At 41.9% G+C, this 26720-nt stretch carries 21 protein-coding genes; 16 read left to right on the top strand and 5 right to left on the bottom strand.

From position 1 onward, the window contains the following. Nucleotides 1-50: 50 nt before the first annotated feature. Together M1G05_RS08480 and M1G05_RS08475 are read left to right on the top strand one after the other, a co-directional pair. Nucleotides 51-329: a DUF6110 family protein gene (locus M1G05_RS08480; protein WP_000910910.1), complete on the top strand. Its 279-nt coding sequence runs from the start codon at nucleotides 51-53 to the stop codon at nucleotides 327-329. Nucleotide 330: 1 nt separating this feature from the next. After that, entirely contained in the window at nucleotides 331-2391 is a 2061-nt protein-coding gene (locus tag M1G05_RS08475; RefSeq protein WP_247953544.1) for a heavy metal translocating P-type ATPase, read from the top strand. 77 nt (nucleotides 2392-2468) lie between these two features. Here M1G05_RS08475 and tyrS read toward each other — a convergent pair whose 3' ends face one another. Beyond that, on the bottom strand, nucleotides 2469-3725 hold the full coding sequence (gene tyrS, locus M1G05_RS08470) for a tyrosine--tRNA ligase (RefSeq protein ID WP_247953543.1): 1257 nt from the start codon (nucleotides 3723-3725) through the stop codon (nucleotides 2469-2471). 141 nt (nucleotides 3726-3866) lie between these two features. Between tyrS and pbp1b the strand changes: the two genes are divergently transcribed. From pbp1b to M1G05_RS08440, 6 genes are all read left to right on the top strand, one after another. Beyond that, nucleotides 3867-6317 (top strand): penicillin-binding protein PBP1B, encoded by a 2451-nt coding sequence (gene pbp1b / locus M1G05_RS08465; protein ID WP_247953542.1) that lies wholly within the window; start codon nucleotides 3867-3869, stop codon nucleotides 6315-6317. Nucleotides 6318-6373: 56 nt separating this feature from the next. After that, nucleotides 6374-7285, top strand: a complete 912-nt coding sequence (locus M1G05_RS08460) for a DMT family transporter (RefSeq protein WP_247953541.1) — start codon at nucleotides 6374-6376, stop codon at nucleotides 7283-7285. A gap of 228 nt (nucleotides 7286-7513) precedes the next feature. Further along, nucleotides 7514-8212 (top strand): 2,3,4,5-tetrahydropyridine-2,6-dicarboxylate N-acetyltransferase, encoded by a 699-nt coding sequence (gene dapD / locus M1G05_RS08455; RefSeq protein WP_000127460.1) that lies wholly within the window; start codon nucleotides 7514-7516, stop codon nucleotides 8210-8212. Nucleotides 8213-8279: 67 nt separating this feature from the next. Beyond that, nucleotides 8280-9410 (top strand): N-acetyldiaminopimelate deacetylase, encoded by a 1131-nt coding sequence (locus tag M1G05_RS08450; protein WP_247953540.1) that lies wholly within the window; start codon nucleotides 8280-8282, stop codon nucleotides 9408-9410. An 11-nt stretch (nucleotides 9411-9421) separates the two neighbouring features. Continuing rightward, on the top strand, nucleotides 9422-9961 hold the full coding sequence (locus tag M1G05_RS08445; protein ID WP_020903401.1) for a 5-formyltetrahydrofolate cyclo-ligase: 540 nt from the start codon (nucleotides 9422-9424) through the stop codon (nucleotides 9959-9961). Then, nucleotides 9945-10622 (top strand): rhomboid family intramembrane serine protease, encoded by a 678-nt coding sequence (locus M1G05_RS08440; RefSeq protein ID WP_247953539.1) that lies wholly within the window; start codon nucleotides 9945-9947, stop codon nucleotides 10620-10622. The genes M1G05_RS08445 and M1G05_RS08440 overlap by 17 nt, the downstream gene beginning before the upstream one ends. Before the next feature lie 216 nt (nucleotides 10623-10838). On the opposite strand, the gene galU is transcribed toward M1G05_RS08440, so the two are convergent. The 4 genes from galU to argS form a co-directional block, all read right to left on the bottom strand. Then, complete coding sequence (gene galU, locus M1G05_RS08435; protein ID WP_247953538.1) at nucleotides 10839-11738, bottom strand: UTP--glucose-1-phosphate uridylyltransferase GalU; 900 nt, start codon at nucleotides 11736-11738, stop codon at nucleotides 10839-10841. 21 nt (nucleotides 11739-11759) lie between these two features. Further along, nucleotides 11760-12776 (bottom strand): NAD(P)H-dependent glycerol-3-phosphate dehydrogenase, encoded by a 1017-nt coding sequence (locus tag M1G05_RS08430; RefSeq protein ID WP_247953537.1) that lies wholly within the window; start codon nucleotides 12774-12776, stop codon nucleotides 11760-11762. A gap of 169 nt (nucleotides 12777-12945) precedes the next feature. After that, nucleotides 12946-13191, bottom strand: a complete 246-nt coding sequence (locus tag M1G05_RS08425; protein ID WP_084925354.1) for a MarR family transcriptional regulator — start codon at nucleotides 13189-13191, stop codon at nucleotides 12946-12948. Between the two features lie 377 nt (nucleotides 13192-13568). Further along, nucleotides 13569-15260 (bottom strand): arginine--tRNA ligase, encoded by a 1692-nt coding sequence (gene argS, locus M1G05_RS08420; RefSeq protein ID WP_247953536.1) that lies wholly within the window; start codon nucleotides 15258-15260, stop codon nucleotides 13569-13571. Nucleotides 15261-15395: 135 nt separating this feature from the next. Here argS and argR point away from each other — a divergent pair, with 135 nt between their 5' ends. The 8 genes from argR (at nucleotide 15396) to M1G05_RS08380 (ending at nucleotide 26430) form a co-directional block, all read left to right on the top strand. Continuing rightward, on the top strand, nucleotides 15396-15842 hold the full coding sequence (gene argR / locus M1G05_RS08415; RefSeq protein ID WP_001231476.1) for an arginine repressor: 447 nt from the start codon (nucleotides 15396-15398) through the stop codon (nucleotides 15840-15842). A gap of 50 nt (nucleotides 15843-15892) precedes the next feature. Next, nucleotides 15893-18427, top strand: coding sequence for a DNA mismatch repair protein MutS (gene mutS, locus M1G05_RS08410; protein WP_247953535.1), 2535 nt, complete (start codon nucleotides 15893-15895; stop codon nucleotides 18425-18427). Nucleotides 18428-18572: 145 nt separating this feature from the next. Then, nucleotides 18573-20279: an ABC transporter ATP-binding protein gene (gene patA, locus M1G05_RS08405; protein WP_247953534.1), complete on the top strand. Its 1707-nt coding sequence runs from the start codon at nucleotides 18573-18575 to the stop codon at nucleotides 20277-20279. 1 nt (nucleotide 20280) lies between these two features. Then, on the top strand, nucleotides 20281-22047 hold the full coding sequence (gene patB, locus M1G05_RS08400; RefSeq protein WP_247953533.1) for an ABC transporter ATP-binding protein: 1767 nt from the start codon (nucleotides 20281-20283) through the stop codon (nucleotides 22045-22047). Nucleotides 22048-22185: 138 nt separating this feature from the next. Continuing rightward, nucleotides 22186-22875, top strand: a complete 690-nt coding sequence (locus tag M1G05_RS08395) for a gamma-glutamyl-gamma-aminobutyrate hydrolase family protein (protein WP_000124770.1) — start codon at nucleotides 22186-22188, stop codon at nucleotides 22873-22875. Between the two features lie 169 nt (nucleotides 22876-23044). Beyond that, on the top strand, nucleotides 23045-24394 hold the full coding sequence (locus M1G05_RS08390) for a glucose-6-phosphate isomerase (protein ID WP_000018268.1): 1350 nt from the start codon (nucleotides 23045-23047) through the stop codon (nucleotides 24392-24394). A gap of 127 nt (nucleotides 24395-24521) precedes the next feature. After that, nucleotides 24522-25982 carry a glutamate--tRNA ligase gene (gene gltX, locus M1G05_RS08385; RefSeq protein WP_247953532.1) on the top strand — a complete coding sequence of 487 codons (1461 nt, stop codon included), beginning with the start codon at nucleotides 24522-24524 and terminating at the stop codon, nucleotides 25980-25982. A gap of 13 nt (nucleotides 25983-25995) precedes the next feature. After that, nucleotides 25996-26430, top strand: a complete 435-nt coding sequence (locus tag M1G05_RS08380) for a cytidine deaminase family protein (protein ID WP_247953531.1) — start codon at nucleotides 25996-25998, stop codon at nucleotides 26428-26430. Nucleotides 26431-26720 lie beyond the last annotated feature (290 nt).

Raw genomic sequence — 26720 nt, 5'->3', positions numbered from 1 at the left:
TTGCTTTTATATCGAAATTTCTATATAATAATGATAAGGAGGAAATAAGTATGTTAAAAGAAGTATTAACCGTTGCAAAAGTTGCGAAAAAATCATCACTCTTTTTGGGTGGTGTCGCATTTGGTACCCTTGGCTTGAAAATCTTAGCAAGTAAGGAAGCTAAAAAAGGTTATTCTAAAGCTTTGGCTAAGGCTTACAAGTTGAAAGACGGGCTAGATGCATCTGTTTCTGTTGTGAAACAACATGGAGACGATGTCTTGCAAGATGCCAAATATTTGTACGAGCAAGAGAAAAAAGAAGAGCAATTAGATAGCCTTATAGGAGAATAATATGTCTTTTAAAGTGCTACATAGAGGATACCAACATATCCGACTATCATCTTCTTTTTCACTCACCTTGGATATTCAAGACTATCTTCGTTCCTTGGCGAGAGATGAAAAGGGGATTGAGTCTATCCAGTTTTACATGGATCAACAGCACTTTACTCTACGTATAAAAGAAGGCTTTTCTGTATTAGATAATGCAGAAGCCTTTTTAAAAAGAATTGATAAAGGGAAAGTTTCTGAGTTGATGACTCTTCCCATTCGTAGAGAAGAGAGTGCTTATTCTATTGTTTCAGGTGCAGCGATTAAGCGTATACTTTTTCGTAGTTTTGTGCCGTATCCTATTCGCTATATATGGACTTGTTATCAGGCTTTTGGCTATATTAGAGAAGCCTATCAAACACTAGCGCGTAAGGAACTAACGATGGAGGTCTTGGACTGTTCGGCGATTTTATTGTCCTTGTTTATGAACCAATCCAAGACAGCTAGCAATATCATGTTTATGCTTGATTTGGGGAATCATTTAGATCAGTGGTCCTTGAAAAAAACTGCAACAGATTTAGAACAAAGCCTTCTTGCAAAAGAGAGCGATGTATTCTTAGTACAGGGCGATACGGTTGTTAGTATCAAGAGTTCCGATGTTCAAATAGGAGATGTCTTGGTCCTATCTCAAGGAAATGAAATTCTGTTTGATGGACAAGTAGTTTCAGGTTTAGGTATGGTCAACGAAAGTTCCTTGACGGGAGAGAGTTTTCCAGTTGAAAAAAGAGAGTCTGATTTGGTTTGTGCAAATACAGTATTAGAAACTGGAGAGTTGCGCATTCGTGTAACCGATAATCAGATGAACAGCCGGATTTTACAGCTGATTGAGTTGATGAAGAAATCTGAAGAAAACAAGAAAACGAAACAACGCTATTTCATCAAGATGGCGGACAAGGTCGTCAAATATAATTTCTTGGGGGCTGGGCTGACTTACCTATTGACAGGTTCTTTTTCGAAGGCTATTTCTTTCCTATTGGTCGATTTCTCCTGCGCTTTGAAAATCTCTACTCCTGTAGCTTATTTGACAGCTATCAAGGAGGGGTTGAATCGTGAAATGGTGATTAAGGATGGGGATGTTCTGGAGAAATATCTGGAAGTTGATACTTTCTTGTTTGATAAGACGGGAACAATCACAACTAGTTATCCTATAGTTGAAAAGGTGTTACCTTTTGGGGACTATAGTGAGGAAGATATTCTCAGAATCAGTGCCTGTCTTGAGGAACACATTTATCATCCTATTGCTAATGCCATCGTCAAACAAGCCGAGATAGAGGGAATTGAACATGAGGAAATGCATGGGAAACTCCAATATATTGCAAGCAAGGGGATCAAATCTCATATAGATGGCCAACCAGTTCTTATTGGAAATTATGTCTTGATGCAGGATGAGCAGATTCATATCAGTTCAGAACAAAATGCTTTAATTGAAGAGTACAAGAGTCACTACAATCTCTTATTCTTGGCTTATCAGAATGAATTGATTGGAATGTTCTGCATTCATACTCCTTTGAGAAAAGAAGCAAAAGCAGCCTTGGAGAAACTTAAGGCACAAGGGAAAAAATTGATTCTGGCAACAGGGGACACCTTGGTTAGAACAGAGGAATTAGTCAAAGATTTGCCCTTTGATCAGGTCCATACAGACTTGAAACCTGATGGGAAATTTGAGTTAGTAGAGGAACTGCAGAAAGCAGGTCACACTATTTTGATGGTTGGGGATGGGTTGAATGACTCAGCGGCTCTAACCCTATCAGATATCGGTGTGGTGATGAATGAGAGTGCAGATATTTCTAAGCAGATGAGTGATATCTTATTGTTAGATAATCGCTTGGATTTCTTCCAAGAGTTGGATTCGCTATCATCATCTTTGCAAACACTCATCAAGAAGAATATTCAAGATACCGTTGTCGTAAATAGTAGTTTGATTGGCTTTGGCTTATTTAATTGGCTCAGTCCTTCAAATCTCTCTATCTTACATAATCTAACAACCTTGCGCATTGTACTGCGTAGCCTGTCTATTAAGGGATAGGTGGGGACTATTAACAGCAAAAAGGAGTTACCTTTCTCGAGGTTAACTCCTTTTTTTATAGGTAAATGTTGAACAGTTTAGTAAGTCAATACAAAATATTTTTTCTTTCCACGACGGATAACAGTCAGCTCATTCTCTAACTTATCTGTGTCACTCAAGACATAGTCAAGGTCTTGGATGCGGTCGCCGTTGACGTAGATAGCTCCGTTTTGGACGTCTTCACGGGCTTGGCGTTTTGAGTTAACCACACCAGATGAGACGAGTAGTTCCACGATATTGTGGTTTTCGTCTGCTTGCACTTGGTAGTTTGGTACACCACGAAGTCCTTGTTTGAGCTCTTTGACAGAAAGGTTTTTGATATTTCCTGCAAAGAGTTGTTCAGTGATGTTAAGGGCTTCTTTGTAGGCTTCTTCGCCGTGAACAAGTGTAACGACTTCACGAGCCAAGACTTTTTGAGCTAAGCGTTCTTGTGGAGCCGCTTCAAATTGTTTACGGATGTCTTCAATCTCATCAAGTGACAAGAAGGTAAAGATCTTCAAGAAGCGAATAGCATCTGCATCCATAACGTTCATCCAGAATTGGTACATTTCGTATGGGGAAGTCTTTTCAGGATTGAGCCAGACTGCGTTTCCTTCTGATTTACCAAATTTCTTACCAGTTGCATCTGTGATAAGCGGTACTGTGATTACGTGGCCAGTCTTGTCAGCTTTACGACGAAGCAATTCGGTACCAGCTGTCATATTTCCCCACTGGTCAGAACCACCGATTTGTAGCGTTACGTTGTGGTCTTGGTTAAGAACGAAGAAGTCGTAACCTTGCATGATTTGGTAGGCAAACTCAGTGTAAGAAATTCCTGTTTCAATCCGTTTTTTCACAGACTCCTTGCTCATCATGTAGTTGACAGTGAAGTATTTTCCGATATCACGGAGGAAGTCAATGAAGCTGATGCTGCCAAACCAGTCGTAGTTGTTGACCATGACAGCCTTGTTTTCACCATTTTCAAAGTCAAGAAAACGAGAAAGTTGTCCTTGGATAGACTTGACCCAGCCATCTACTGTGTCTTTTGTTTGGAGACTACGTTCAGCATCTTTGAAGGACGGATCTCCGATGAGACCTGTAGCACCGCCAACGAGCGCATAAGGTTTGTGACCTGCTAGCTGCAAGCGACGACTTGTCAAGATTGCGACAAGGTGGCCTAAGTGAAGGCTGTCAGCAGTTGGATCGTAGCCAGTATAATAAGAAACTTGACCTTCTTCTAGGGCTTTACGCAAAGCTTCTTCATCAGTCGTTTGAAAAATCAAACCACGCTCTTTTAGCTCATCAAAAATGTGCATGTGTCTTTTCTCCTTTTTAAAAATATTGTTTCTACCTATTGTATCACAAACTTGGGCAATAGCCTAGTAGAATAGGGAAGAAAGTGGCTATTTTATTGAAAGTTTACCTTTTATGGTATAATAGATAGAGTGAGGAAATCCATGCAAAATCAATTAAATGAATTAAAACAAAAAATGCTGGAATTTTTCCAGCTAGTAAAATCAAAAATAAATCATAAAAAATCAGAGAAAGTCTCAGAAGAGAAGCAGTCGGATGGGACAGGTGGGAAAGTTCTGGCTATCCTAGGTAGCATTTTAGTTGTTATCAAGGGAATTTTGAATACTCTCTTTATTCTAGGCTTTATCGGTGGGCTTTTTGGTGCTGGTGTAGCTCTTGGTTATGGAGTTGCTTTGTTTGACAAGGCCAAGGTTCCCCAATCGGAGGACTTGGTCAAGCAGGTTAAAAATATTTCTTCCATCTCAGAAATTGTTTACGCAGATGGGAGTGTCATTGCTTCTATCGAGAGTGATTTACTGAGAACTTCTGTCTCATCTGAGGAAATATCGGACAATCTCAAAAAGGCTATCGTTGCAACTGAGGACGAACATTTTCTTGAACATAATGGGGTTGTGCCAAAAGCTGTGATTCGGGCGACTTTGGGAACCTTTGCAGGTTTGGGCTCATCTAGCGGGGGCTCGACCTTGACCCAACAGTTAATCAAACAACAAGTGGTTGGAGATGCTCCGACTTTGGCTCGTAAGGCTACAGAAATTGTTGATGCCCTTGCCTTGGAACGCAACATGAGTAAGGATGAAATATTGACCACCTATCTCAACGTTGCTCCCTTTGGTCGAAATCATAAAGGGCAGAATATTGCAGGTGCCCAGCAAGCTGCTGAAGGGATTTTCGGTATCGATGCCAACAAGTTGAGTATTCCCCAAGCTGCCTTCCTAGCAGGTTTGCCACAGAGTCCGATTACTTATTCACCTTATGAAAATACTGGAGAGTTAAAGAGTGATGAAGATTTAGAGCTTGGTTTGAAACGAGCTAAGGATGTTCTCTATAATATGTACCGTACGGGTGCCTTGACTCAGGAAGAATACGACCAGTACAAGGATTACAATCTCAAACAAGACTTTTTGCCATCAGGAACTGTCAATGCTGTTTCAAGAGATTACCTTTACTTTACGGCTATGTCTGAAGCAACAGATCGTATGTATGATTATTTAATTCAGCAGGACAATGTCTCTAGTCAAGAGTTGAAAAAGGAAGCGATTCAAAAGGCATATCATGAGCGTGCTGAGCAGGAACTCAGTAATGGTGGCTACAAAATCACTACAACGATCAATAAAAAAATCCATAACGCCATGCAAAATGCAGTTGCTAACTACGGTCGTTTGGTAGATGATTCGACTGGGCAGCCTGAAGTAGGGAATGTTTTGATGGACAATAAAACGGGGGCTGTTCTAGGTTTTGTTGGTGGTCGTAATTACCAGACTAACCAAAACAATCACGCCTTTGACACTAAGCGTTCGCCAGCCTCTACAACCAAGCCTTTATTGGCCTACGGTATTGCCATTGACCAAGGTTTGATGGGAAGCGCTAGTATCTTGTCTAATTATCCGACAAAATTCTCTAATGGAAATCCTATTATGTATGTAAATAGTCCAGGTACAGGCATGATGACCCTAGGTGAAGCCTTGAACTATTCGTGGAATATCCCAGCCTATTGGACCTATCGTATGCTTCGTGAGAAGGGTGTTGATGTCAAGGGCTACATGGAGAAAATGGGTTACGAGATTCCGGAGTACGGTATCGAAAGTCTGCCTATGGGCGGCGGTATTGAAGTCACAGTCGCCCAGCATACCAATGGTTATCAAACAATTGCCAATAATGGTGTTTACCATCAGAAACATGTGATTTCTAAGATTGAATCACCTGACGGTAGGGTAATCTATGAATTCCAAGACAAACCAGTTCAAGTGTACTCGAAGGCAACGGCAACAATTATGCAGAGTTTGCTTCGTGAGGTGATTTCATCTCGGATCACTTCAAGTTTCCAAACGGATTTGGCTTCCATCAATTCAAGCTTAGCTCGTGCAGACTGGATTGGTAAGACTGGTACAACTAATGAAGATGAAAATATGTGGCTCATGCTGTCAACACCAAGATTGACTCTAGGTGGTTGGCTAGGGCATGATGATAACCGCCCAATGGCTAAGGGGGCTGGACATTATCGAAATGCCAAATATATGGCTTACTTGGTCAATGCTATCCAACAGGCTGAGCCTGATGTTTGGGGCAATGAACGCTTTAATCTTGATTCTAGTGTGACCCAATCTCAGGTCCTCAGATCTACAGGACAGAAGCCAGGCAAAGTATCCGTTAATGGAAAAACAGTGGATCTTTCAGGGGCTACTGTAACGAGCTATTGGGCTAATAAGGCGGGAGCTCCTACGACTAGCTATCACTTTGCTATTGGAGGAAGTGAAGCAGATTATCAAAATGCTTGGTCAAGTATTATTGGTAGTTTCTCATCTACGCCAAGTTCAAGTAGTAGTTCTAGCAGTACATCAAGTTCATCATCTACACAACCAAATAGTAGAAGATAGGAAAGTGGCATTGATTGCCACTTTTTTCTTTTTTCCTTTCGTGTTACAATAAAGGTATGAATCAGTATCAGAAAAAGATTGTTAAAGGAACTATTTATTCGCTCCTATCTGGCTTAATCTGGGGAATCTGTGGAATTTTAGGAGAATATTTCTTTACTCATTATCCAGTGTCCTCTGGCTGGATTACCTCTATGCGTTTGACACTGGCAGGGAGTCTTGTGCTCATTTGCTCTGCAGTGCAATTAAAATCGCAAGTGCTAGATATTTGGCGAGATAAGAAAAATTACCTGTCCTTTTTAGCCTATTCTATTTTGGGGATTTTTTCAGTTCAGTATTTTTTCTATCTCTGTGTAGAATACTCAAATGCAGCGACAGCAACTATTTTACAGTTTATTAGCCCTGTCTTTATCCTCTTTTACAATCGCTTGGTTTATCAAAAACGAGCGTCAAAAAGCGCTATTTTTTATGTTTTGGTTGCCATGCTGGGTGTTTGCCTGATGGCGACAAAGGGAGATCTCTCTCAGTTATCCATGACACCACTAGCACTTGTGACGGGTTTGCTGAGTGCCATGGGGGTCATGTTTAATGTTATCTTACCTCAACCTTTTGCTAAGCGTTATGGGTTTGTACCCACGGTTGGGTGGGGGATGATTTTGGCAGGTTTATTTAGCAATGTCCTCTCGCCGGTTTACCAGCTTTCCTTTACTCTTGATATTTGGAGTATCTTGATTTGTCTCATTATCGCTTTCTTTGGAACGGCTTTTGCCTTTTTTATTTCCATGAAGGCTGTTTCCTTGGTTTCTCCTTTGGTGGTTTCCGTTATCAGTGCCAGTGAACCTCTCTCTTCTGCCCTTTTGAGTGTTTTATTTTTAGGATTGGTAGTGGATTGGTCCCTCCTTCTAGCTATGACCTTGATTATTTTGCCTATGATTTTCCTATCGGTAGAAGAAGCGAAAGAAAGTAAATAAAAAGTCTTTTCTTAATTCTAAAAGTGTGCTATACTAGAATAGTCAATAAAACACGGGGAGATAGTTGTGAAGAGTGTTTTTAGGTTGTATCGGTAGGGGCTTGCTTTTACCGACAGCACGTTTTATCTCACATCCCTAAAAATCATACCTAAAAACAAACAAAAAGGCTTCAAATTTGAGGCCTTTTTTGGTAGAATAGGTATCATTAAAATGAACTAGGAGGTGCCTATGACTGCTACAAAAATGAACGCACAAGAAATTATTCAATTTATCGCCAATGCTGAAAAGAAAACCAGTGTGAAAGTAACCTTTGAGGGACAACTCGCAACTGCTGTACCTAGCTCTGTTGTTAAACTAGGAAATGTTCTATTCGGAGACTGGAAGGACGTGGCTCCGCTTCTCGATGGTTTGGTAGAAAATCAAGACTATGTTGTTGAGCAAGATGCTCGTAATTCTGCAGTTCCCTTGCTAGACAAACGTGCTATCAACGCTCGTATCGAGCCAGGTGCTATTATCCGTGACCAAGTTGAAATTGGAGACAATGCTGTTATCATGATGGGGGCTGTTATCAATATCGGTGCTGAAATTGGTGCAGGAACTATGATTGACATGGGTGCCATCCTTGGTGGCCGTGCTATCGTTGGGAAAAACAGTCACGTTGGTGCAGGTGCGGTTCTTGCAGGTGTGATTGAGCCAGCTAGCGCAGAACCAGTCCGTGTTGGAGACAATGTTCTCATCGGTGCCAATGCAGTAGTTATCGAAGGGGTCCAAATCGGTAGTGGTTCAGTTGTTGCAGCAGGAGCTATTGTTACCCAAGATGTCCCAGAAAACGTGGTGGTAGCAGGTGTTCCAGCTCGCATTATCAAAGAGATTGATGCCCAAACCCAACAAAAAACAGCGCTAGAGGATGCGCTTCGTACCTTATAATTGTAAAAGTAATAAAGAGGCGGAACCCTTCTTCCAGCCTCTTTCTGCTATATCGGAGGATAGATAGATGTTAGATTTGATTCAGACTAGACGAGATTTGCACCAGATTCCAGAGATTGGCTTGGAGGAGTTCAAGACTCATGCTTATTTGCTGGATGTGATTGAAAAATTGACTGCGGGCAAGGAGTTTGTTCAAGTTCGTACTTGGCGGACAGGTATTTTGGTTTACTTGCAGGGAAGTCAGCCAGAGCGTACCATTGGTTGGCGAACAGACATTGATGGTCTGCCTATCGTCGAACAAACAGGACTTCCTTTCGCTTCTCAGCACCAAGGTCGTATGCACGCTTGTGGACATGATTTCCACATGACCATTGCCTTGGGCTGTCTTGAGCGCGCCCTTGAGGAGCAACCAAAGAACAATCTGCTCTTTCTGTTTCAACCTGCTGAAGAAAATGAAGCTGGTGGTATGCTCATGTATGAGGATGGCGCTTTTGGAGATTGGTTACCAGATCAATTTTATGGTCTTCATGTTCGACCAGATTTAAAAGTCGGTCAGATTGCGACTAATACTCATACACTCTTTGCAGGTACTTGCGAGGTGAAGATCCGTTTCAAAGGCAAAGGAGGACATGCAGCCTTTCCACATGAAGCTAATGACGCCTTGGTGGCGGCTAGTTACTTTGTGACCCAGGTGCAGTCAGTTGTCAGCCGCAATGTCAACCCAATCGAGGGAGCAGTGGTGACCTTTGGTCTTTTCCAAGCCGGAACAACCAACAATGTCATCACAGACACAGCCTTTTTACATGGAACCATTCGGGCCTTGACACAGGACATGAGCCTCTTGGTGCAAAAGAGGGTCAAAACAGTTGCAGAAGGAGTTGCAGCTGCCTTCGATATGGAAGTCGAAGTGGAACTCAAACAAGGTGGCTACTTGCCTGTTGAGAACCATCCAGCCTTGGCGCGTGAACTGATGGACTTCTTTGAAGAAAAAGACGGAATCGAGTTGATTGATATCGAACCTGCTATGACAGGTGAAGACTTTGGTTACCTCCTTTCAAAAGTTGATGGCGTTATGTTCTGGCTAGGTATTGATAGTCCCTACGCCCTTCATCACCCTCAGATGAGTCCTAAGGAAGAAGCATTAGCTATTGGGGTGGATGCGGTCTTTAGTTTCCTGAAAAAGAAGGCAGCAGAGTAGAGGGGTTATCTATGAAATCGGAATTACGTAAGCAAGTCTTGCACGAAATGAAGGCTATCCCTCGAACTCAAAAAGTTACTTCGGATCTAGCTTTAACCGAACGACTTTTACAACACCCCTTTTACCAAGAAGCTGAGGTCATCGCAACCTACCTCTCTTTTCCTCATGAGTTTCAAACGCAGGAACTGATTGAGCAGGCGCTGAAGGACGGCAAGAAGGTTCTGATACCCAAAACTTATCCCAAGGGGCGCATGGACTTTGTAGTCTATAATCCGCAACAACTGGTCAAAACTTCCTTTGGCTTACTGGAACCACAGGGAGATTTGGAAGTGGTGGATGCCTCTCAGATTGATTTGATTCATGTTCCTGGTCTGGCTTTTACGACGGAAGGATATCGGATTGGATACGGTGGAGGTTATTATGATCGCTATCTGAAACATTTATCTGGTCATACTTTTAGTACGATCTATCCTTGTCAAATTCAGGACTTTATCCCTGAAAGCCATGATATTCCTGTTCAGGAGGTTCTGATTGATGAAGGAAATCTTTGACAGACGTTATCCTGTGACGAGTTTCTTTCTCTTAGTGACGGCCTTGGTATTTCTACTAATGTTGGTGACTACAGGTGGAAACTTTGACAGGGCAGATACCCTATTTCGATTTGGAGCCATGTATGGGCCTGCTATTCGGCTCTTTCCTGAGCAGTTTTGGCGTCTCTTTTCAGCCGTTTTTGTTCATATTGGTTGGGAGCATTTCATTGTCAATATGCTTTCGCTATATTATCTTGGTAGGCAAGTAGAGGAAATTTTCGGATCTAAGAAGTTTTTCTTTCTCTATCTTTTATCAGGAATGATGGGTAATCTCTTTGTTTTTGTATTTAGTCCAAAATCCTTAGCAGCAGGAGCTTCTACTTCTCTCTATGGGCTATTTGCTGCGATTATCATTCTTCGCTATGCAACGCGTAATCCTTTTCTCCAACAGCTAGGGCAATCTTATCTGACACTTTTTGTGGTTAACATTATTGGAAGTGTTCTGATTCCAGGAATCAGCCTAGCAGGTCATATCGGGGGAGCAGTTGGTGGAGTATTTCTAGCAATTATCTTTCCAGTTCAAGGAGAAAGACGGATGTATAGCGCTAGTCAGAGACTGGTAGCGTTAGTGTTGTTCGTAGGACTCGCAGTGTTACTTTTCTATAAGGGAATGGGGATGTGAAGAAGTTGGAAGACAATTTGTGTAATGAAAAAAGATAAGGCATTTCGAACCTTATCTTTTTTGTTTTATACTCAATGAAAATCAAAGAGCAAACTAGGAAACTAGAAGCAGGATGCTCAAAGCACTGCTTTGAGGTTGTAGATAGAACTGACGAAGTCAGTAACATATATACGGCAAGGCGACGTTGACGTGATTTGAAGAGATTTTCGAAGAGTATTAGTCCTTTTCAGCTAATTCTTTTCCCAGTTGGATGAGGTAATCTTTCAAGTCATCTTTGACTTGTGGGTGTTTGAGGGCGTAGTCAATAGATGTTTTCACAAAGCCAAACTTATCCCCAACGTCGTAACGAGCTCCTGTAAATTCACGGGCGAAAACACGTTGTGTTTTATTAAGCGTATCAATAGCGTCGGTAAGCTGGATTTCATTTCCAGCACCGGGAGCTTGATTTTCGAGGATCTCAAAAATTTCTGGTGTGAGCAGGTAACGTCCGATGATTGCCAAATCACTTGGAGCATCTTCTGGAGCTGGTTTTTCAACGAAAGTTTCGACACTGTAGAGACCATTAATCCCTTCACCCTGAGGAGCTATAACTCCATATGCTGAAACGTCTTCATGAGGGACAGGCATAACAGCAATTGTTGATGCGTGAGTTGTCTCGTAATCATTCATCAATTGTTTTGTCAAAGGTACAGCATGGTCATCTGTGATATCCATTAGGTCATCACCAAGCATGACAACGAAGGGCTCATTCCCTACAAAAGCTTTGGCTTGTAAGACAGCATCTCCAAGCCCACGAGGATGGCTTTGACGGATAAAGTGAAGGCGAATGCCAGTTGTTTCGTCTACCAATTTTAGCAAGTCATGTTTGCCTTTTTCTTTGAGGTTATATTCAAGCTCAAAGTTTGAGTCAAAGTGGTCTTCAATAGAACGTTTTGATTTACCAGTGACAACCAGAATATCTTCAATGCCTGATTTAAGAGCTTCTTCTACGATAAACTGGATAGTTGGTTTATCTACAATTGGCAACATTTCTTTGGCAAGGGCCTTGGTTGCTGGTAAAAATCGAGTTCCTAGTCCAGCGGCAGGAATGACTGCTTTTCTAACTTTCAGTGCCATAATAATCCTTTCTATAGAGGGTTAAGACCACTCATTTTCTGCTTTAAATTCATTGTTCATGATGTCATAAATGGCATCTTTGATATTGGTTCTGTTGTAGATAACTTGGTAAATGGCTTGTGTAATGGGCATATAGACTCCAAGTTCTTGCGCTAGTTCATAGGCTGCTCGAGTCGTTGAAATACCTTCAATTACCATGCCCATGTTGGCTTCGATATCAGCTAGGGATTCTCCACGACCAAGGGCATCGCCAGCTCTCCAGTTACGAGAGTGGATGGAGGTTCCCGTTACAATCAAATCTCCCACACCAGATAAGCCACTATAGGTCAACGGACTGGCACCGAGTGCCACCCCTAGGCGGGTAATTTCTGCCAGTCCTCGAGCGATGATGGCCGCCTTGGCATTGTCACCAAATCCCAAACCATGTAAAGCTCCGGCACCGACAGCAATAATATTTTTAAGAGCACCAGCAGTTTCAACTCCAATAACATCCGTATTGGTATAAAGTCGGAAGTAGTGATTGCTAAAGAGCTCCTGAACGTATTGAGCTGTTTGTAAATCTTTAGAAGCAGCAGTGATTAGAGTCAGGTCACGCACAATGGTCTCTTCTGCATGGCTAGGCCCTGAAACAACGACGATATCACTGCGGAGCTGTTCAGGAATTTCTTCTTCAAGGATGGATGATAATCGTTTATGGCTATCGGGTTCTAATCCCTTTGATGCGTGCATGATGATAGCCTTATGGTCCAGGGTTTGTGCAACTTGTTGGGCAACAAGTCGTGTCACTTTTGTTGGGACAACAAACAAAATCGCATCCACATCTTTCAGTGCCTCTGCTAAGTCAGTGTAGGCAATGATTTTGTCATCTAGAACGACATCTTTAAAGTAATGTTTATTAGTATGGTGTGTATTAATTTCATTGATTTGTTCGGGAATATTTCCCCAGATACGTACCTCGTGTCCATTGTCATTTAAGACTTGTGAAAGGGCAGTCCCCCAAGAACCAGGCCCCAAGATGGCGACGGTTTGTTTTTTCATGTTTTCCTCCTTGATAGAGTTATCTCTTTTATTTTACCACATTCTAGGGGATTTTGCACTTGCATTGCTGGGGGAGTGGTAGCTTTGTTGCTTGAAAAATATATCAAAACCGAGCCTAAGTATAAAACTCTTAGTCTCGGTTTTGATATTCCTTAAAGAATAGTTGGGTTTATTTCAATTGATCTGTAATGTCTTTTGATAATAACATTCCCAAATGATAAGTTTTATTGATATATGCAATGACATCATTGATATTTTCAGTCGTATGAATTTTTTCTTTGATGTTAGACCTGAATGTTTCATCCTTTAAAAGTTGTTCTTGGTAGAGTTTTTGCAGTCTCTCCTTCTCGTACTTATTGAGCAGAAAAAGGAAAACCAAGCTAATCACAACGAGGACATAAGCATATTGGCTCATAGGAAATCTCCCTGTATGATAAAGAAGTAGTAGTGAATAAATCGATTTAGTGGATCTAAAATAGCAGAACAAGTCAGCAAAACGTGATAAGATTTTTGATAGACCTCTAAACCAAAATCCGTATAGGATTTGGTCTTAGTTACTTAGATTGCTTTACAATCAAGTAATTAAAAGATTACGACATGAACCTAACCAAATCGATATTATTTGGTTAGATGAATTGGTGAAGCGTTTAGACAATTCGTATTGGTTACGACGTAAAGAAACATAAATCGATAATATTTATGTTTCTTTACTAGTGAAGCACCTAGCCAAATCCCTGATAGGATTTGGCGTTAGTTACTTAGATTGCTTTGCAATCAAGTAACTTTGGTGATTTACATCTTCTCAGGCGCTTCTACTCCAAGCAAGCGAAGGGCTTCTTTTAGAACGACTGCGGTTGCGTAGCTGAGGGCTAAACGGCTGTCGCGCTCAGGATTTTCGTCTAGGATACGTGTATGTGCATAGTACTTGTTAAAGGCTTGAGCCAGGCTAATTGCAAATTTAGCAATGATAGAAGGTTCAAAGTTATCCGCCGCACGGTTGATAATACGTGGGAAGTCTTGGATGAGTTTGATGATTTCCCAGCTTTCAGCATCATTCAAGCTATAGTTGCCAGCTGTTTCTGGTTTGAAATCCGCTTTGCGTAAGATAGATTGGATACGAGCGTAGGCGTATTGAACGTAAGGTCCAGTTTCACCCTCGAAGGATACCATAGCCTCTAGGTCGAAGTCGTATCCATTTGTACGGTCGGTCTTAAGGTCATAGAATTTAATGGCTCCAACCCCAACAGCATGCGCTACCTGGTCTTTGTTTTCTAGTTCAGGATTTTTAGCCTCGATTTGGGCCTTGGCACGGCTAATAGCCTCTGCAACAGTAGGCTCTAGTAAGATGACATTCCCTTTACGAGTAGAGAGTTTTTTCCCTTCTTTTGTAACCAAACCAAAAGGAACGTGAGTAATGTCTTCACTCCAATCGTAGCCCATTTCTTTCAAGACAGCTTTGAGCTGTTTAAAGTGGGCAGATTGTTCTTGACCAACAACGTAGATAGATTTAGCAAATTGGTATTCGTTTTTACGGTAAAGGGCTGCAGCCAAGTCACGTGTGATGTAGAGAGTTGCACCATCAGATTTCTTGATGAGGGCTGGATGTTCAATTCCATATTTCTCAAGATTGACAACTTGGGCACCTTCTGATTCAACAAGAAGACCTTTTTCAGAAAGAATGTCTACAACTGCATCCATCTTATCGTTGTAGAAAGCCTCTCCGTTGTAGCTGTCAAATTCAACCTTCAGTTCATTGTAAAGGCGGTTAAATTCCACTAAACTTTCATCACGGAACCATTGCCAAAGTGCGAGAGCTTCCTCGTCTCCATTTTCAAGTTTACGGAACCATTCGCGCGCTTCTTCATCCAAGCTAGGGTCATTTTCAGCTTCAGCATTGATACGAACGTAGAGTTTAAGAAGTTCATCAATTGGATGAGCTTTTACAGCTTCTTCGTCGCCCCATTTTTTGTAGGCAACAATCAGCATCCCAAACTGTTTACCCCAGTCTCCCAAATGGTTGACCTTGACCGTTTGATAACCGATTTTTTGGAAAATATGTGACAAGCTATCTCCGATAACAGTTGAGCGCAGGTGACCGATAGAAAATGGTTTAGCGATATTGGGACTAGACATATCGATAACAACATTTTCTTGTTTACCAATATGTTGGTCAGCATAGTGCTCTTTTTCAGTGATAACAGCTTGCAATACTTGAGCAGAAATGGCAGATTTATCAAGGAAAAAGTTGACGTAAGGTCCTGTTGCAACAACTTTTTCAAAGGCTTGGCTGTTAATTTTTTCAGCCAGTTCAGCCGCAATCATTTGAGGTGCTTTACGTTCTACTTTTGCAAGTGAAAAAGCAGGGAAAGCGATGTCTCCCATTTCTGAGTTTTTAGGGGTTTCCAGTAAATTTAAAATAGCCTCTTGGTCCAGGCTATCAATGACGCTAGCCAACTCGCTAGCAATCAATTCTTTTGTATTCATTAAGAGCTCCTTTTTGGACTTTTCTACTATTTTATCACAATTTTAAAGAAAGAAGAAAAAATTTTTGAAATCTCCTATTTTTTTGGTATAATATAGTTATAAAATTAGTTATAAATATGCATATAAGAGGATTTTATGAGAAAAAGAGATCGTCATCAGTTAATAAAAAAAATGATTACTGAGGAGAAATTAAGTACACAAAAAGAAATTCAAGATCGGTTGGAGGCGCACAATGTTTTTGTGACGCAGACAACCCTGTCTCGTGATTTGCGCGAAATCGGCTTGACCAAGGTCAAGAAAAATGATATGGTGTATTATGTACTAGCAAATGAGACAGAAAAGATTGATTTGGTGGAATTTTTGTCTCATCATTTAGAAGGTGTTGCAAGAGCAGAGTTTACCTTGGTACTTCATACCAAATTGGGAGAAGCCTCTGTTTTAGCAAATATTGTAGATGCAAACAAGGATGAATGGATTTTAGGAACAGTTGCTGGTGCTAATACCTTATTGGTCATTTGTCGAGACCAGCACGTTGCCAAACTCATGGAAGATCGTTTGCTAGATTTGATGAAAGATAAGTAAGGTCTTGGGAGTTGCTCTCAAGACTTATTTTTAACAAGGAGAGACGGAAAATGGCGACAGAAAAGCTATCACCGGGCATGCAACAGTACGTGGATATTAAAAAGCAATATCCAGATGCTTTTTTGCTCTTTCGGATGGGTGATTTTTATGAATTATTTTATGAGGATGCGGTCAATGCTGCGCAGATTCTGGAAATTTCCTTAACGAGTCGCAACAAGAATGCGGACAATCCGATTCCTATGGCGGGTGTCCCCTATCATTCTGCCCAACAGTATATCGATGTCTTGATTGAGCAGGGCTATAAGGTAGCTATCGCAGAGCAGATGGAAGATCCTAAACAAGCAGTTGGGGTTGTGAAACGAGAGGTTGTTCAGGTCATTACGCCAGGGACAGTTGTCGATAGCAGTAAGCCGGATAGTCAGAATAATTTTTTGGTTGCCATAGACCGCGAAGGCAATCAATTTGGCTTAGCTTATATGGACCTGGTGACGGGTGACTTTTATGTGACAGGTCTTTTGGATTTCACGCTGGTTTGTGGGGAAATCCGCAATCTCAAGGCGCGAGAAGTGGTGTTGGGCTATGTCTCGTCTGAGGAAGAGGAACAAATCCTCAGTCGTCAGATGAATCTGGTACTTTCCTATGAAAAAGAAGGCTTTGAAGACCTTCATTTACTGGATTCACGATTGGCACCTGTGGAGCAAGCGGCATCTAGTAAGTTGCTCCAGTATGTTCATCGGACTCAGATGAGGGAATTGAACCACCTCAAACCTGTTATCCGCTATGAAATCAAGGATTTCTTGCAGATGGATTATGCGACCAAGGCTAGTCTCGATTTGGTTGAGAATGCTCGTTCAGGCAAGAAGCAAGGTAGTCTTTTCTGGCTTTTGGATGAAACTAAAACAGCTATGGGTATGCGGCTCTTGCGGTCTTGGATTCATCGCCCCCTGATTGATAAGGAACGAATCGTCCAACGTCAAGAAGTGGTGCAGGTCTTTCTCGACCATTTCTTTGAGCGTAGTGATTTGACAGACAGTCTCAAGGGTGTTTATGATATCGAACGCTTGGCTAGTCGGGTTTCTTTTGGCAAAACAAATCCCAAGGATCTCTTGCAGTTGGCGACCACCTTGTCTAGTGTGCCACGGATTCGTGCGATTTTAGAGGGAATGGAACAGCCTGCTCTAGCCTATCTCATCGAACAACTGGATGGAATCCCTGAGTTGGAGAGCTTGATTAGCGCAGCGATTGCTCCTGAAGCTCCTCATGTGATTACGGAAGGTGGTATTATCCGGACTGGATTTGATGAGACTTTAGACAAGTACCGTCGCGTTCTCAGAGAAGGGACTAGCTGGATTGCTGAGATTGAGGCTAAGGAGCGAGAAAATTCTGGTATCAGCACGCTCAAGATTGACTACAATAAGAAGGATGGCTACTATTTCCATGTGACCAATTCACAACTGGGGAATGTGCCAGCCCACTTTTTCCGCAAGGCGACGCTGAAAAACTCGGAACGTTTTGGAACCGAGGAATTAGCTCGTATCGAGGGAGATATGCTGGAGGCGCGTGAGAAGTCAGCTAATCTAGAGTACGAAATCTTTATGCGTATTCGTGAAGAGGTCAGCAAGTATATCCAGCGTTTGCAGGTTCTAGCCCAAGGAATTGCGACAGTTGATGTCCTGCAAAGTCTCGCAGTTGTTGCTGAAACCCAGCATTTGATTCGACCTGAATTCGGAGATGATTCGCGAATTGATATCCAGAAAGGGCGCCATGCTGTTGTTGAAAAGGTTATGGGGGCTCAGACCTATATTCCAAATACGATTCAGATGGCAGAAGATACCAGTATTCAACTGATTACAGGGCCCAACATGAGTGGGAAGTCAACCTATATGCGTCAGTTAGCCATGACGGCAGTTATGGCCCAGTTGGGTTCTTATGTGCCAGCAGAAAGCGCCTATTTACCTATTTTTGATGCGATTTTTACTCGTATCGGAGCAGCAGATGACTTGGTTTCAGGTCAGTCAACCTTTATGGTAGAGATGATGGAAGCTAACAATGCCATTTCGCATGCGACTAAGAACTCTCTCATTCTCTTTGATGAATTGGGACGTGGAACTGCAACTTATGATGGGATGGCTCTTGCTCAGTCTATCATCGAATATATCCATGAGCACATCGGAGCTAAGACCCTCTTTGCGACCCACTACCATGAGTTGACTAGTCTGGAGTCTAGTTTACAACACTTGGTTAATGTCCACGTGGCAACTTTGGAGCAGGATGGGCAGGTCACCTTCCTTCACAAGATTGAACCAGGACCAGCCGATAAATCCTACGGTATCCATGTTGCCAAGATCGCTGGCTTGCCAGCAGATCTTTTAGCAAGGGCGAATAAGATTTTGACTCAACTGGAGAGTCAAGGGGGAGAAAGTTCAAGTCTGATGAGGCAAACAAGTGCTGTCACTGAACAGATTTCACTCTTTGATACGGCAGAAGAACATCCTATCCTAGCAGAATTGTCTAAATTGGATGTTTACAATATGACACCTATGCAGGCTATGAATGTCTTGGTCGAGTTAAAACAAAAATTATAAAGAATGAATTCCTTGTCATTCTAGCTGTATCAAGGAGACTTCTTTGACAAGTTCCCACTTTTTTGCTAGAATAACATCACACAAACAGAGTGAGAAGGAGCTGACGCATTGTCGCTCCCTTTTGTCTATTTTTTAAGGAGAAAGTATGCTGATTCAGAAAATAAAAACCTATAAGTGGCAAGCCCTGGCCTCGCTACTGATGACAGGCTTGATGGTTGCTAGTTCACTTTTGCAACCGCGTTATCTGCAGGAAGTGTTAGACGCCCTCCTTGCTGGAAAATATGAAGCTATTTATAGTATAGGGGCTTGGTTGATTGGTGTGGCCGTGGTCGGTCTGGTTGCTGGTGGGGTCAATGTTATCCTTGCAGCCTATATTGCTCAAGGAGTTTCATCCGACCTTCGAGAGGATGCCTTCCGTAAAATCCAAACCTTTTCTTATGCCAATATTGAACAATTTAATGCGGGAAATCTAGTCGTTCGAATGACAAATGATATCAACCAGATTCAGAACGTCGTCATGATGACCTTCCAAATTCTTTTCAGACTTCCTCTCTTGTTCATCGGTTCGTTTATCCTGGCGGTTCAAACTTTACCTTCTCTGTGGTGGGTGATTGTTCTCATGGTAGTCTTGATTTTTGGTTTGACTGCTGTCATGATGGGGATGATGGGGCCTCGTTTTGCCAAGTTTCAAACCCTTCTTGAGCGCATCAATGCCATCGCCAAGGAAAATCTGCGCGGTGTTCGTGTGGTCAAGTCCTTTGTCCAAGAAAAAGAGCAATTTGCTAAGTTTACGGAGGTTTCAGACGAGCTTCTCGGTCAAAATCTTTACATCGGTTATGCCTTTTCAGTAGTGGAACCTTTCATGATGTTGGTCGGTTATGGGGCGGTATTTCTCTCTATTTGGCTAGTTGCAGGGATGGTTCAGTCGGATCCGTCAGTTGTTGGCTCCATTGCTTCCTTTGTCAATTACCTAAGCCAGATTATCTTTACCATTGTTATGGTTGGATTTTTGGGAAATTCTGTCAGTCGTGCCATGATTTCTCTGCGTCGTATTCGAGAAATTCTTGACGCAGAGCCAGCCATGACCTTCAAGGATGTCCCAGATGAAGAGTTGGTTGGAAGTCTTAGCTTTGAAAATGTGACCTTTACCTATCCAATGGACAAGGAACCGATGCTGAAAGATGTGAGTTTTACTATTGAACCTGGTCAGATGGTTGGTGTAGTTGGAGCGACTGGTGCAGGAAAATCAACATTGGCTCAACTGATTCCACGTCTCTTTGACCCACAGGAAGGGTCTATCAAAATCGGAGGCAAGGATATTCGAGAAGTGAGTGAAGGGACCCTGCGTAAAGCTGTCTCTATCGTTCTCCAACGTGCCATTCTCTTCAGTGGAACGATTGCAGATAACCTGAGACAGGGTAAGGGAGATGCTACTCTATTTGAAATGGAACGCGCAGCCAATATTGCTCAGGCTAGCGAATTCATTCATCGTATGGAGAAAACCTTTGAAAGTCCAGTTGAGGAACGAGGAACCAACTTCTCTGGTGGGCAAAAACAACGGATGTCGATTGCGCGTGGGATTGTCAGCAATCCGCGTATTCTGATTTTTGACGATTCGACCTCGGCCTTGGATGCCAAGTCAGAGCGCCTAGTGCAAGAAGCCTTGAATAAGGATTTGAAGGGAACAACAACCATTATCATCGCGCAAAAGATTAGCTCGGTTGTTCATGCAGATAAAATCTTGGTTCTAAATCAAGGGCGATTGATTGGTCAAGGCACGCATGCAGACTTGGTTGCCAACAATGCTGTTTACCGTGAAATATACGAAACACAGAAAGGAAAGGAGGAGTGAAATGAAGACAGTTCAATTTTTTTGGAATTATTTTAAAGTTTATAAGCTATCATTTGTAGTTGTTATCCTGATGATTGTTCTGGCAACTCTTGCCCAAGCCCTCTTTCCGGTCTTTTCTGGACAAGCAGTGACGCAGCTAGCTAATTTAGTTCAAGCTTATCAAAATGGCAATCCAGAACTTATTTGGCAAAGTCTATCAGGAATCATGGTCAATCTTGGTCTGCTGGTTTTGGTTCTCTTTATCTCCAGTGTGATATACATGTGTCTCATGACGCGCGTGATTGCAGAGTCGACCAACGAGATGCGCAAAGGCCTCTTCGGTAAGCTTGCTCGCTTGACGGTTTCTTTCTTTGACCGCCGACAAGATGGCGATATCTTGTCTCGTTTTACCAGTGATTTGGATAATATCCTTCAAGCCTTTAACGAAAGTTTGATTCAGGTCATGAGCAATATTGTTTTATATATCGGTCTGATTCTTGTCATGTTTTCGAGAAATGTGACGCTGGCGCTCATCACCATTGCCAGCACACCAGTGGCCTTCCTCATGCTGATTTTTATCGTGAAAATGGCACGCAAATACACCAATCTCCAGCAGAAAGAGGTAGGGAAACTCAACGCCTATATGGATGAGAGTATCTCAGGTCAAAAAGCTGTCATTGTTCAAGGGATTCAAGAGGATATGATGGCAGGATTTCTTGAACAAAATGAGCGCGTACGCAAGGCAACCTTTAAAGGAAGAATGTTCTCAGGAATTCTTTTCCCTGTCATGAATGGGATGAGTCTGGTCAACACAGCCATCGTTATCTTTGCTGGTTCAGCTGTTTTATTAAATGATAAGACTATTGAAACTAGTACAGCCCTAGGTTTGATTGTTATGTTTGCCCAATTTTCACAGCAGTACTACCAGCCTATTATCCAAGTTGCGGCTAGTTGGGGAAGCCTTCAGTTGGCCTTTACTGGAGCTGAACGAATTCAGGAAATGTTTGACGCAGAGGAAGAAATCCGACCTGAAAAGGCCCCAATCTTCACTAAGTTGCAAGAAGGTGTCGAAATCAGTCATATCGATTTTTCTTATCTGCCTGGTAAACCTATTTTGAAAGATGTGAGCATTTCTGCCCCTAAAGGCCAGATGACAGCAGTTGTTGGTCCGACTGGGTCAGGGAAAACGACTATTATGAACCTCATCAATCGCTTTTATGATGTTGATGCTGGTGGGATTTATTTTGATGGGAAAGATATTCGTGACTATGATTTAGATAGTCTCAGAAGTAAGGTGGGAATTGTCTTGCAAGATTCGGTCTTGTTTAGCGGAACGATTCGAGACAATATCCGTTTCGGTGTGCCAGATGCTAGTCAAGAAATGGTTGAGGCAGCAGCCAAGGCAACCCATATTCACGACTATATCGAAAGCTTACCTGACAAATACGATACCCTTATCGATGATGATCAAAGCATCTTCTCAACAGGCCAGAAACAATTGATTTCTATCGCTCGAACCCTGATGACAGATCCAGAAGTTCTCATTCTCGATGAAGCAACTTCAAACGTAGATACGGTGACAGAAAGCAAGATTCAGCATGCCATGGAGGCGGTTGTAGCAGGCAGAACCAGTTTCGTCATTGCTCACCGTTTGAAGACCATCCTCAATGCAGACCAGATTATTGTTCTCAAAGATGGAGAAGTCATTGAACGCGGTAACCACCATGAACTTTTGAAACTAGGTGGCTTCTATTCAGAACTCTATCACAATCAATTTGTTTTTGAATAAGAAAAAAGTTGTCCGATGTGGGCAGCTTTTTCTTGTCCATAAAAAATTTTTATCACAGCCTTAAAAAAAACATATTAGACGAAAGTTATTTTGAGTGATATGATAGGACTATCGTTAATATTCGAAAGGAGAGACATCATGGCTAGAACGGTTGTAGGAGTTGCTGCAAATCTATGTCCTGTAGACGCAGAAGGCAAAAACATTCATTCATCTGTATCTTGTAGATTCGCAGAGAGCATTCGTCAAGTCGGTGGTCTCCCTTTAGTCATTCCTGTTGGTGATGAGTCCGTTGTACGCGATTATGTGGAAATGATTGACAAACTTATCTTGACAGGCGGTCAAAATGTCCATCCTCAGTTTTATGGAGAGAAAAAGACCATTGAGAGCGATGATTACAATCTAGTCCGTGATGAATTTGAATTGGCACTCTTGAAAGAAGCGCTTCGTCAGAATAAACCAATTATGGCAATCTGCCGCGGTGTTCAACTTGTCAATGTTGCCTTTGGTGGAACCCTCAATCAAGAAATTGAAGGTCACTGGCAAGGACTACCTTTCGGAACATCTCACTCTATTGAGACAGTGGAAGGAAGCGTGGTGGCTAAGCTATTTGGAAAAGAAAGTCAGGTCAATTCCGTCCATCGTCAGAGTATCAAAGATTTGGCACCTAATTTCCGTGTAACTGCTATTGATCCCAGAGACCAGACCATCGAAGCGATTGAGTCTATCGACGAGCACCGCATTATCGGTTTGCAGTGGCATCCAGAGTTTCTGGTTAATGAAGAAGATGGCAATTTAGAATTATTTGAGTATTTATTGAATGAACTGTAACGACTGGGAATCTGGTCGTTCTTTCTTTTATTATTTCAAAATTTTTGGAATGTGATATTTTTACGCAAACGTTTGAATTCTGATAAAAATTGGAGAAATTCGACAAAAAAACTTGAAAAAAACGAAGGTAAGCGTTATGATAGAAAAGAAGAAATATTGGAGGAATAACATGTCACATATTAAATTTGATTATTCAAAAGTTTTAGACAAATTTGTTGCACCACATGAAGTGGAATACATGCAATCACAAGTAACAGCAGCAGATGAATTGATCCGTAAAGGAACTGGTGCTGGTAGCGACTTCTTGGGATGGTTGGACCTTCCTGAAAACTATGACCGCGAAGAATTTGACCGCATCTTGAAAGCTGCTGAGCAAATCAAATCAGACAGCGATGTTTTAGTTGTGATTGGTATCGGTGGATCTTACCTTGGTGCCAAAGCAGCAATCGATTTCTTGAACCACCACTTTGCAAACTTGCAAACAAAAGAAGAACGCAAAGCTCCACAAATCCTTTACGCAGGAAACTCAATCTCATCTACTTACCTTGCTGACTTGGTAGAGTATGTTGCAGACAAAGACTTCTCAGTAAACGTGATTTCTAAATCAGGTACAACAACTGAACCAGCGATTGCTTTCCGTGTCTTCAAAGAACTTTTGGTTAAGAAATACGGTCAAGAAGAAGCTAACAAACGTATCTATGCAACAACTGACCGCCAAAAAGGTGCTGTTAAGGTTGAAGCAGACGCTAACGGTTGGGAAACATTTGTTGTTCCAGATGATATCGGTGGACGCTTCTCAGTATTGACAGCCGTTGGTTTGCTTCCAATCGCAGCATCAGGAGCTGACATCAAAGCCCTTATGGAAGGTGCGAATGCAGCTCGCAAAGACTACACTTCAGATAAAATCTCTGAAAACGAAGCTTACCAATACGCAGCAGTTCGTAACATTCTTTACCGTAAAGGCTATGCAACTGAGATCTTGGTAAACTATGAGCCATCACTTCAGTACTTCTCAGAATGGTGGAAACAATTGGCTGGTGAATCAGAAGGGAAAGACCAAAAAGGTATCTACCCAACTTCAGCCAACTTCTCAACTGACTTGCACTCACTTGGTCAATTTATCCAAGAAGGAACTCGTATCATGTTTGAAACAGTTGTCCGTGTTGATAAACCTCGTAAAAACGTGATTATCCCTAGCTTGGAAGAAGACCTTGATGGACTTGGTTACCTTCAAGGAAAAGACGTTGACTTTGTAAACAAAAAAGCGACTGATGGTGTTCTTCTTGCCCACACAGATGGTGATGTACCAAACATGTACGTGACTCTTCCAGAGCAAGACGCTTTCACTCTTGGTTACACAATCTACTTCTTCGAATTGGCTATCGCCCTTTCTGGTTACTTGAATGCCATCAACCCATTTGACCAACCAGGTGTTGAAGCATACAAACGTAACATGTTCGCCCTTCTTGGAAAACCAGGATTTGAAGAATTGAGCAAAGAACTTAACGCACGTCTATAATAGAAGAAAAGAGTGGTTTGCCCACTCTTTTTACTCTCTTTATTCATAGCAATTGGACTCAGCCAAGACTTGTGATATAATATAGAGAGCAAAAAGGCAGACGCCTAGAGACTTTATAGGAGAAACTATGTCAAAAGATATCCGCGTACGTTACGCACCAAGTCCAACAGGACTACTACACATTGGGAATGCCCGTACAGCATTGTTCAACTACCTTTACGCACGTCATCATGGTGGAACTTTTATCATTCGTATCGAAGATACTGACCGTAAACGTCATGTCGAGGATGGTGAACGTTCACAGCTTGAAAACCTTCGTTGGTTAGGTATGGATTGGGATGAAAGCCCAGAAACACATGAAAATTACCGCCAGTCTGAGCGTTTGGACTTGTATCAAAAATACATAGACCAACTGTTAGCTGAAGGAAAAGCCTACAAATCTTACGTTACAGAAGAAGAGTTGGCAGCTGAACGCGAACGCCAAGAAGCAGCTGGCGAAACACCTCGATATATCAACGAATACCTTGGTATGAGTGAAGAAGAAAAAGCAGCTTACATCGCAGAACGTGAAGCAGCAGGGATCATCCCAACTGTTCGTTTGGCTGTCAATGAGTCAGGTATCTACAAGTGGCATGATATGGTCAAAGGTGATATCGAATTTGAAGGTGGAAATATCGGTGGTGACTGGGTTATCCAAAAGAAAGATGGTTACCCAACATACAACTTTGCCGTTGTCATTGATGATCATGATATGCAGATTTCTCACGTAATCCGTGGAGACGACCACATTGCTAATACACCAAAACAGCTCATGGTTTATGAAGCACTTGGTTGGGAAGCTCCAGAGTTCGGTCACATGACCTTGATTATCAACTCTGAAACTGGGAAAAAATTGTCTAAACGCGATACCAACACCCTTCAGTTTATCGAAGACTACCGTAAAAAAGGTTATTTACCAGAAGCAGTCTTTAACTTTATTGCTCTTCTTGGTTGGAACCCAGGTGGTGAAGATGAAATCTTCTCTCATGAAGAACTCATTAAACTTTTCGATGAAAACCGCCTGAGCAAGTCTCCGGCAGCCTTTGACCAGAAAAAACTCGACTGGATGAGCAATGATTATATCAAGAATGCAGACCTAGAAACTATCTTTGAAATGGCAAAACCATTCTTAGAGGAAGCAGGTCGTTTAACCGACAAGGCTGAAAAATTAGTTGAGCTCTATAAACCACAAATGAAATCAGTAGATGAGATTATCCCATTGACAGATCTCTTCTTCTCAGATTTCCCAGAATTGACAGAAGCAGAGCGCGAAGTTATGGCGGGTGAAACAGTTCCGACAGTTCTCGAAACCTTCAAAGCAAAACTTGAGGCGATGACAGATGATGAATTTGTGACAGAAAATATCTTCCCACAAATCAAAGCTGTTCAAAAAGAAACAGGTATTAAAGGAAAAAATCTTTTCATGCCTATTCGTATCGCAGTTTCAGGTGAAATGCATGGGCCAGAATTGCCAGATACAATTTTCTTGCTTGGACGTGAAAAATCAATACAGCATATCGAAAATATGTTAAAGGAAATCTCTAAATAAGGAGGATGTAACAATGGACATCTGGGAAAAGATGTACGAAGAAGCACAGAAATTGTATAATCCACATGAAGTATCTGATTTTGTTTATGCTAATCATGTCGTTGCCGCAGTAGAAGCAGAAGATGGGCAAATATTTACAGGATTCTGTATGGAGGGAACCTGTGGTGTTTTCCATCTCTGCGCAGAACGGGCGGCACTCTTCAATATGTACCAATTCTCGAGACAAACTAAAGTTAAAAAAGTCTTAGCTTTTCGAGACAAATCACCTTATGGTGGAAGTTCGGGTATGCCTTGTGGCGCTTGCAGAGAGTTCCTCTTAGAGTTGAACGCTGAAAATAAAGATGCAGAATTCATGATGGATTACGATACAAGAAAGACGGTGAAAGTCGCAGAACTAATCCCATATTGGTGGGGAGAAGAACGTGCTTCTAAGTTTAACAATCAATAGAAGAGTCAGTATAATTCTGGCTCTTTTTACTTAAAGCTTAAGTTCAACTGGTTTTACTAATGCTTGATTAGTCGAAAAGAATCGAAAAAAGAGCGCACAAAATCCCCTCATCTGAAAGCGTTTCAGATTAAGTTTCGATATGGTGGAAGTTACGTTGAGAAGTTACCACTTAAAAAAGTTTAAAAAAGTAGTTGACAAAGTTTGAAAAGTCGGTATAATAGTAAGAGTTGAAAATAACTCAGGTCCGTTGGTCAAGGGGTTAAGACACCGCCTTTTCACGGCGGTAACAC

Source organism: Streptococcus mitis, assembly GCF_023109515.1.
GTDB lineage: Bacteria > Bacillota > Bacilli > Lactobacillales > Streptococcaceae > Streptococcus > Streptococcus mitis_CS.
The sequence above is the reverse complement of the archived record's forward strand: the minus strand, read 5'-3'. Positions and strand labels throughout refer to the sequence as shown.

What these genes read in the sequence shown, in the direction of transcription:
- M1G05_RS08475 (WP_247953544.1), top strand. Translation starts at nt 331, where the DNA reads ATGTCTTTTAAAGTGCTACATAGAGGATACCAACATATCCGACTATCA.
- patB (WP_247953533.1), top strand. Translation starts at nt 20,281, where the DNA reads ATGAAGACAGTTCAATTTTTTTGGAATTATTTTAAAGTTTATAAGCTA.
- M1G05_RS08425 (WP_084925354.1), bottom strand. Translation starts at nt 13,191, where the DNA reads ATGAGCCAATATGCTTATGTCCTCGTTGTGATTAGCTTGGTTTTCCTT.
- galU (WP_247953538.1), bottom strand. Translation starts at nt 11,738, where the DNA reads ATGGCACTGAAAGTTAGAAAAGCAGTCATTCCTGCCGCTGGACTAGGA.
- gltX (WP_247953532.1), top strand. Translation starts at nt 24,522, where the DNA reads ATGTCAAAAGATATCCGCGTACGTTACGCACCAAGTCCAACAGGACTA.
- mutS (WP_247953535.1), top strand. Translation starts at nt 15,893, where the DNA reads ATGGCGACAGAAAAGCTATCACCGGGCATGCAACAGTACGTGGATATT.
- M1G05_RS08440 (WP_247953539.1), top strand. Translation starts at nt 9,945, where the DNA reads ATGAAGGAAATCTTTGACAGACGTTATCCTGTGACGAGTTTCTTTCTC.
- M1G05_RS08445 (WP_020903401.1), top strand. Translation starts at nt 9,422, where the DNA reads ATGAAATCGGAATTACGTAAGCAAGTCTTGCACGAAATGAAGGCTATC.
- tyrS (WP_247953543.1), bottom strand. Translation starts at nt 3,725, where the DNA reads ATGCACATTTTTGATGAGCTAAAAGAGCGTGGTTTGATTTTTCAAACG.
- pbp1b (WP_247953542.1), top strand. Translation starts at nt 3,867, where the DNA reads ATGCAAAATCAATTAAATGAATTAAAACAAAAAATGCTGGAATTTTTC.
- M1G05_RS08430 (WP_247953537.1), bottom strand. Translation starts at nt 12,776, where the DNA reads ATGAAAAAACAAACCGTCGCCATCTTGGGGCCTGGTTCTTGGGGGACT.
- M1G05_RS08460 (WP_247953541.1), top strand. Translation starts at nt 6,374, where the DNA reads ATGAATCAGTATCAGAAAAAGATTGTTAAAGGAACTATTTATTCGCTC.
- dapD (WP_000127460.1), top strand. Translation starts at nt 7,514, where the DNA reads ATGACTGCTACAAAAATGAACGCACAAGAAATTATTCAATTTATCGCC.
- M1G05_RS08480 (WP_000910910.1), top strand. Translation starts at nt 51, where the DNA reads ATGTTAAAAGAAGTATTAACCGTTGCAAAAGTTGCGAAAAAATCATCA.
- M1G05_RS08390 (WP_000018268.1), top strand. Translation starts at nt 23,045, where the DNA reads ATGTCACATATTAAATTTGATTATTCAAAAGTTTTAGACAAATTTGTT.
- M1G05_RS08380 (WP_247953531.1), top strand. Translation starts at nt 25,996, where the DNA reads ATGGACATCTGGGAAAAGATGTACGAAGAAGCACAGAAATTGTATAAT.
- patA (WP_247953534.1), top strand. Translation starts at nt 18,573, where the DNA reads ATGCTGATTCAGAAAATAAAAACCTATAAGTGGCAAGCCCTGGCCTCG.
- argR (WP_001231476.1), top strand. Translation starts at nt 15,396, where the DNA reads ATGAGAAAAAGAGATCGTCATCAGTTAATAAAAAAAATGATTACTGAG.
- M1G05_RS08395 (WP_000124770.1), top strand. Translation starts at nt 22,186, where the DNA reads ATGGCTAGAACGGTTGTAGGAGTTGCTGCAAATCTATGTCCTGTAGAC.
- argS (WP_247953536.1), bottom strand. Translation starts at nt 15,260, where the DNA reads ATGAATACAAAAGAATTGATTGCTAGCGAGTTGGCTAGCGTCATTGAT.
- M1G05_RS08450 (WP_247953540.1), top strand. Translation starts at nt 8,280, where the DNA reads ATGTTAGATTTGATTCAGACTAGACGAGATTTGCACCAGATTCCAGAG.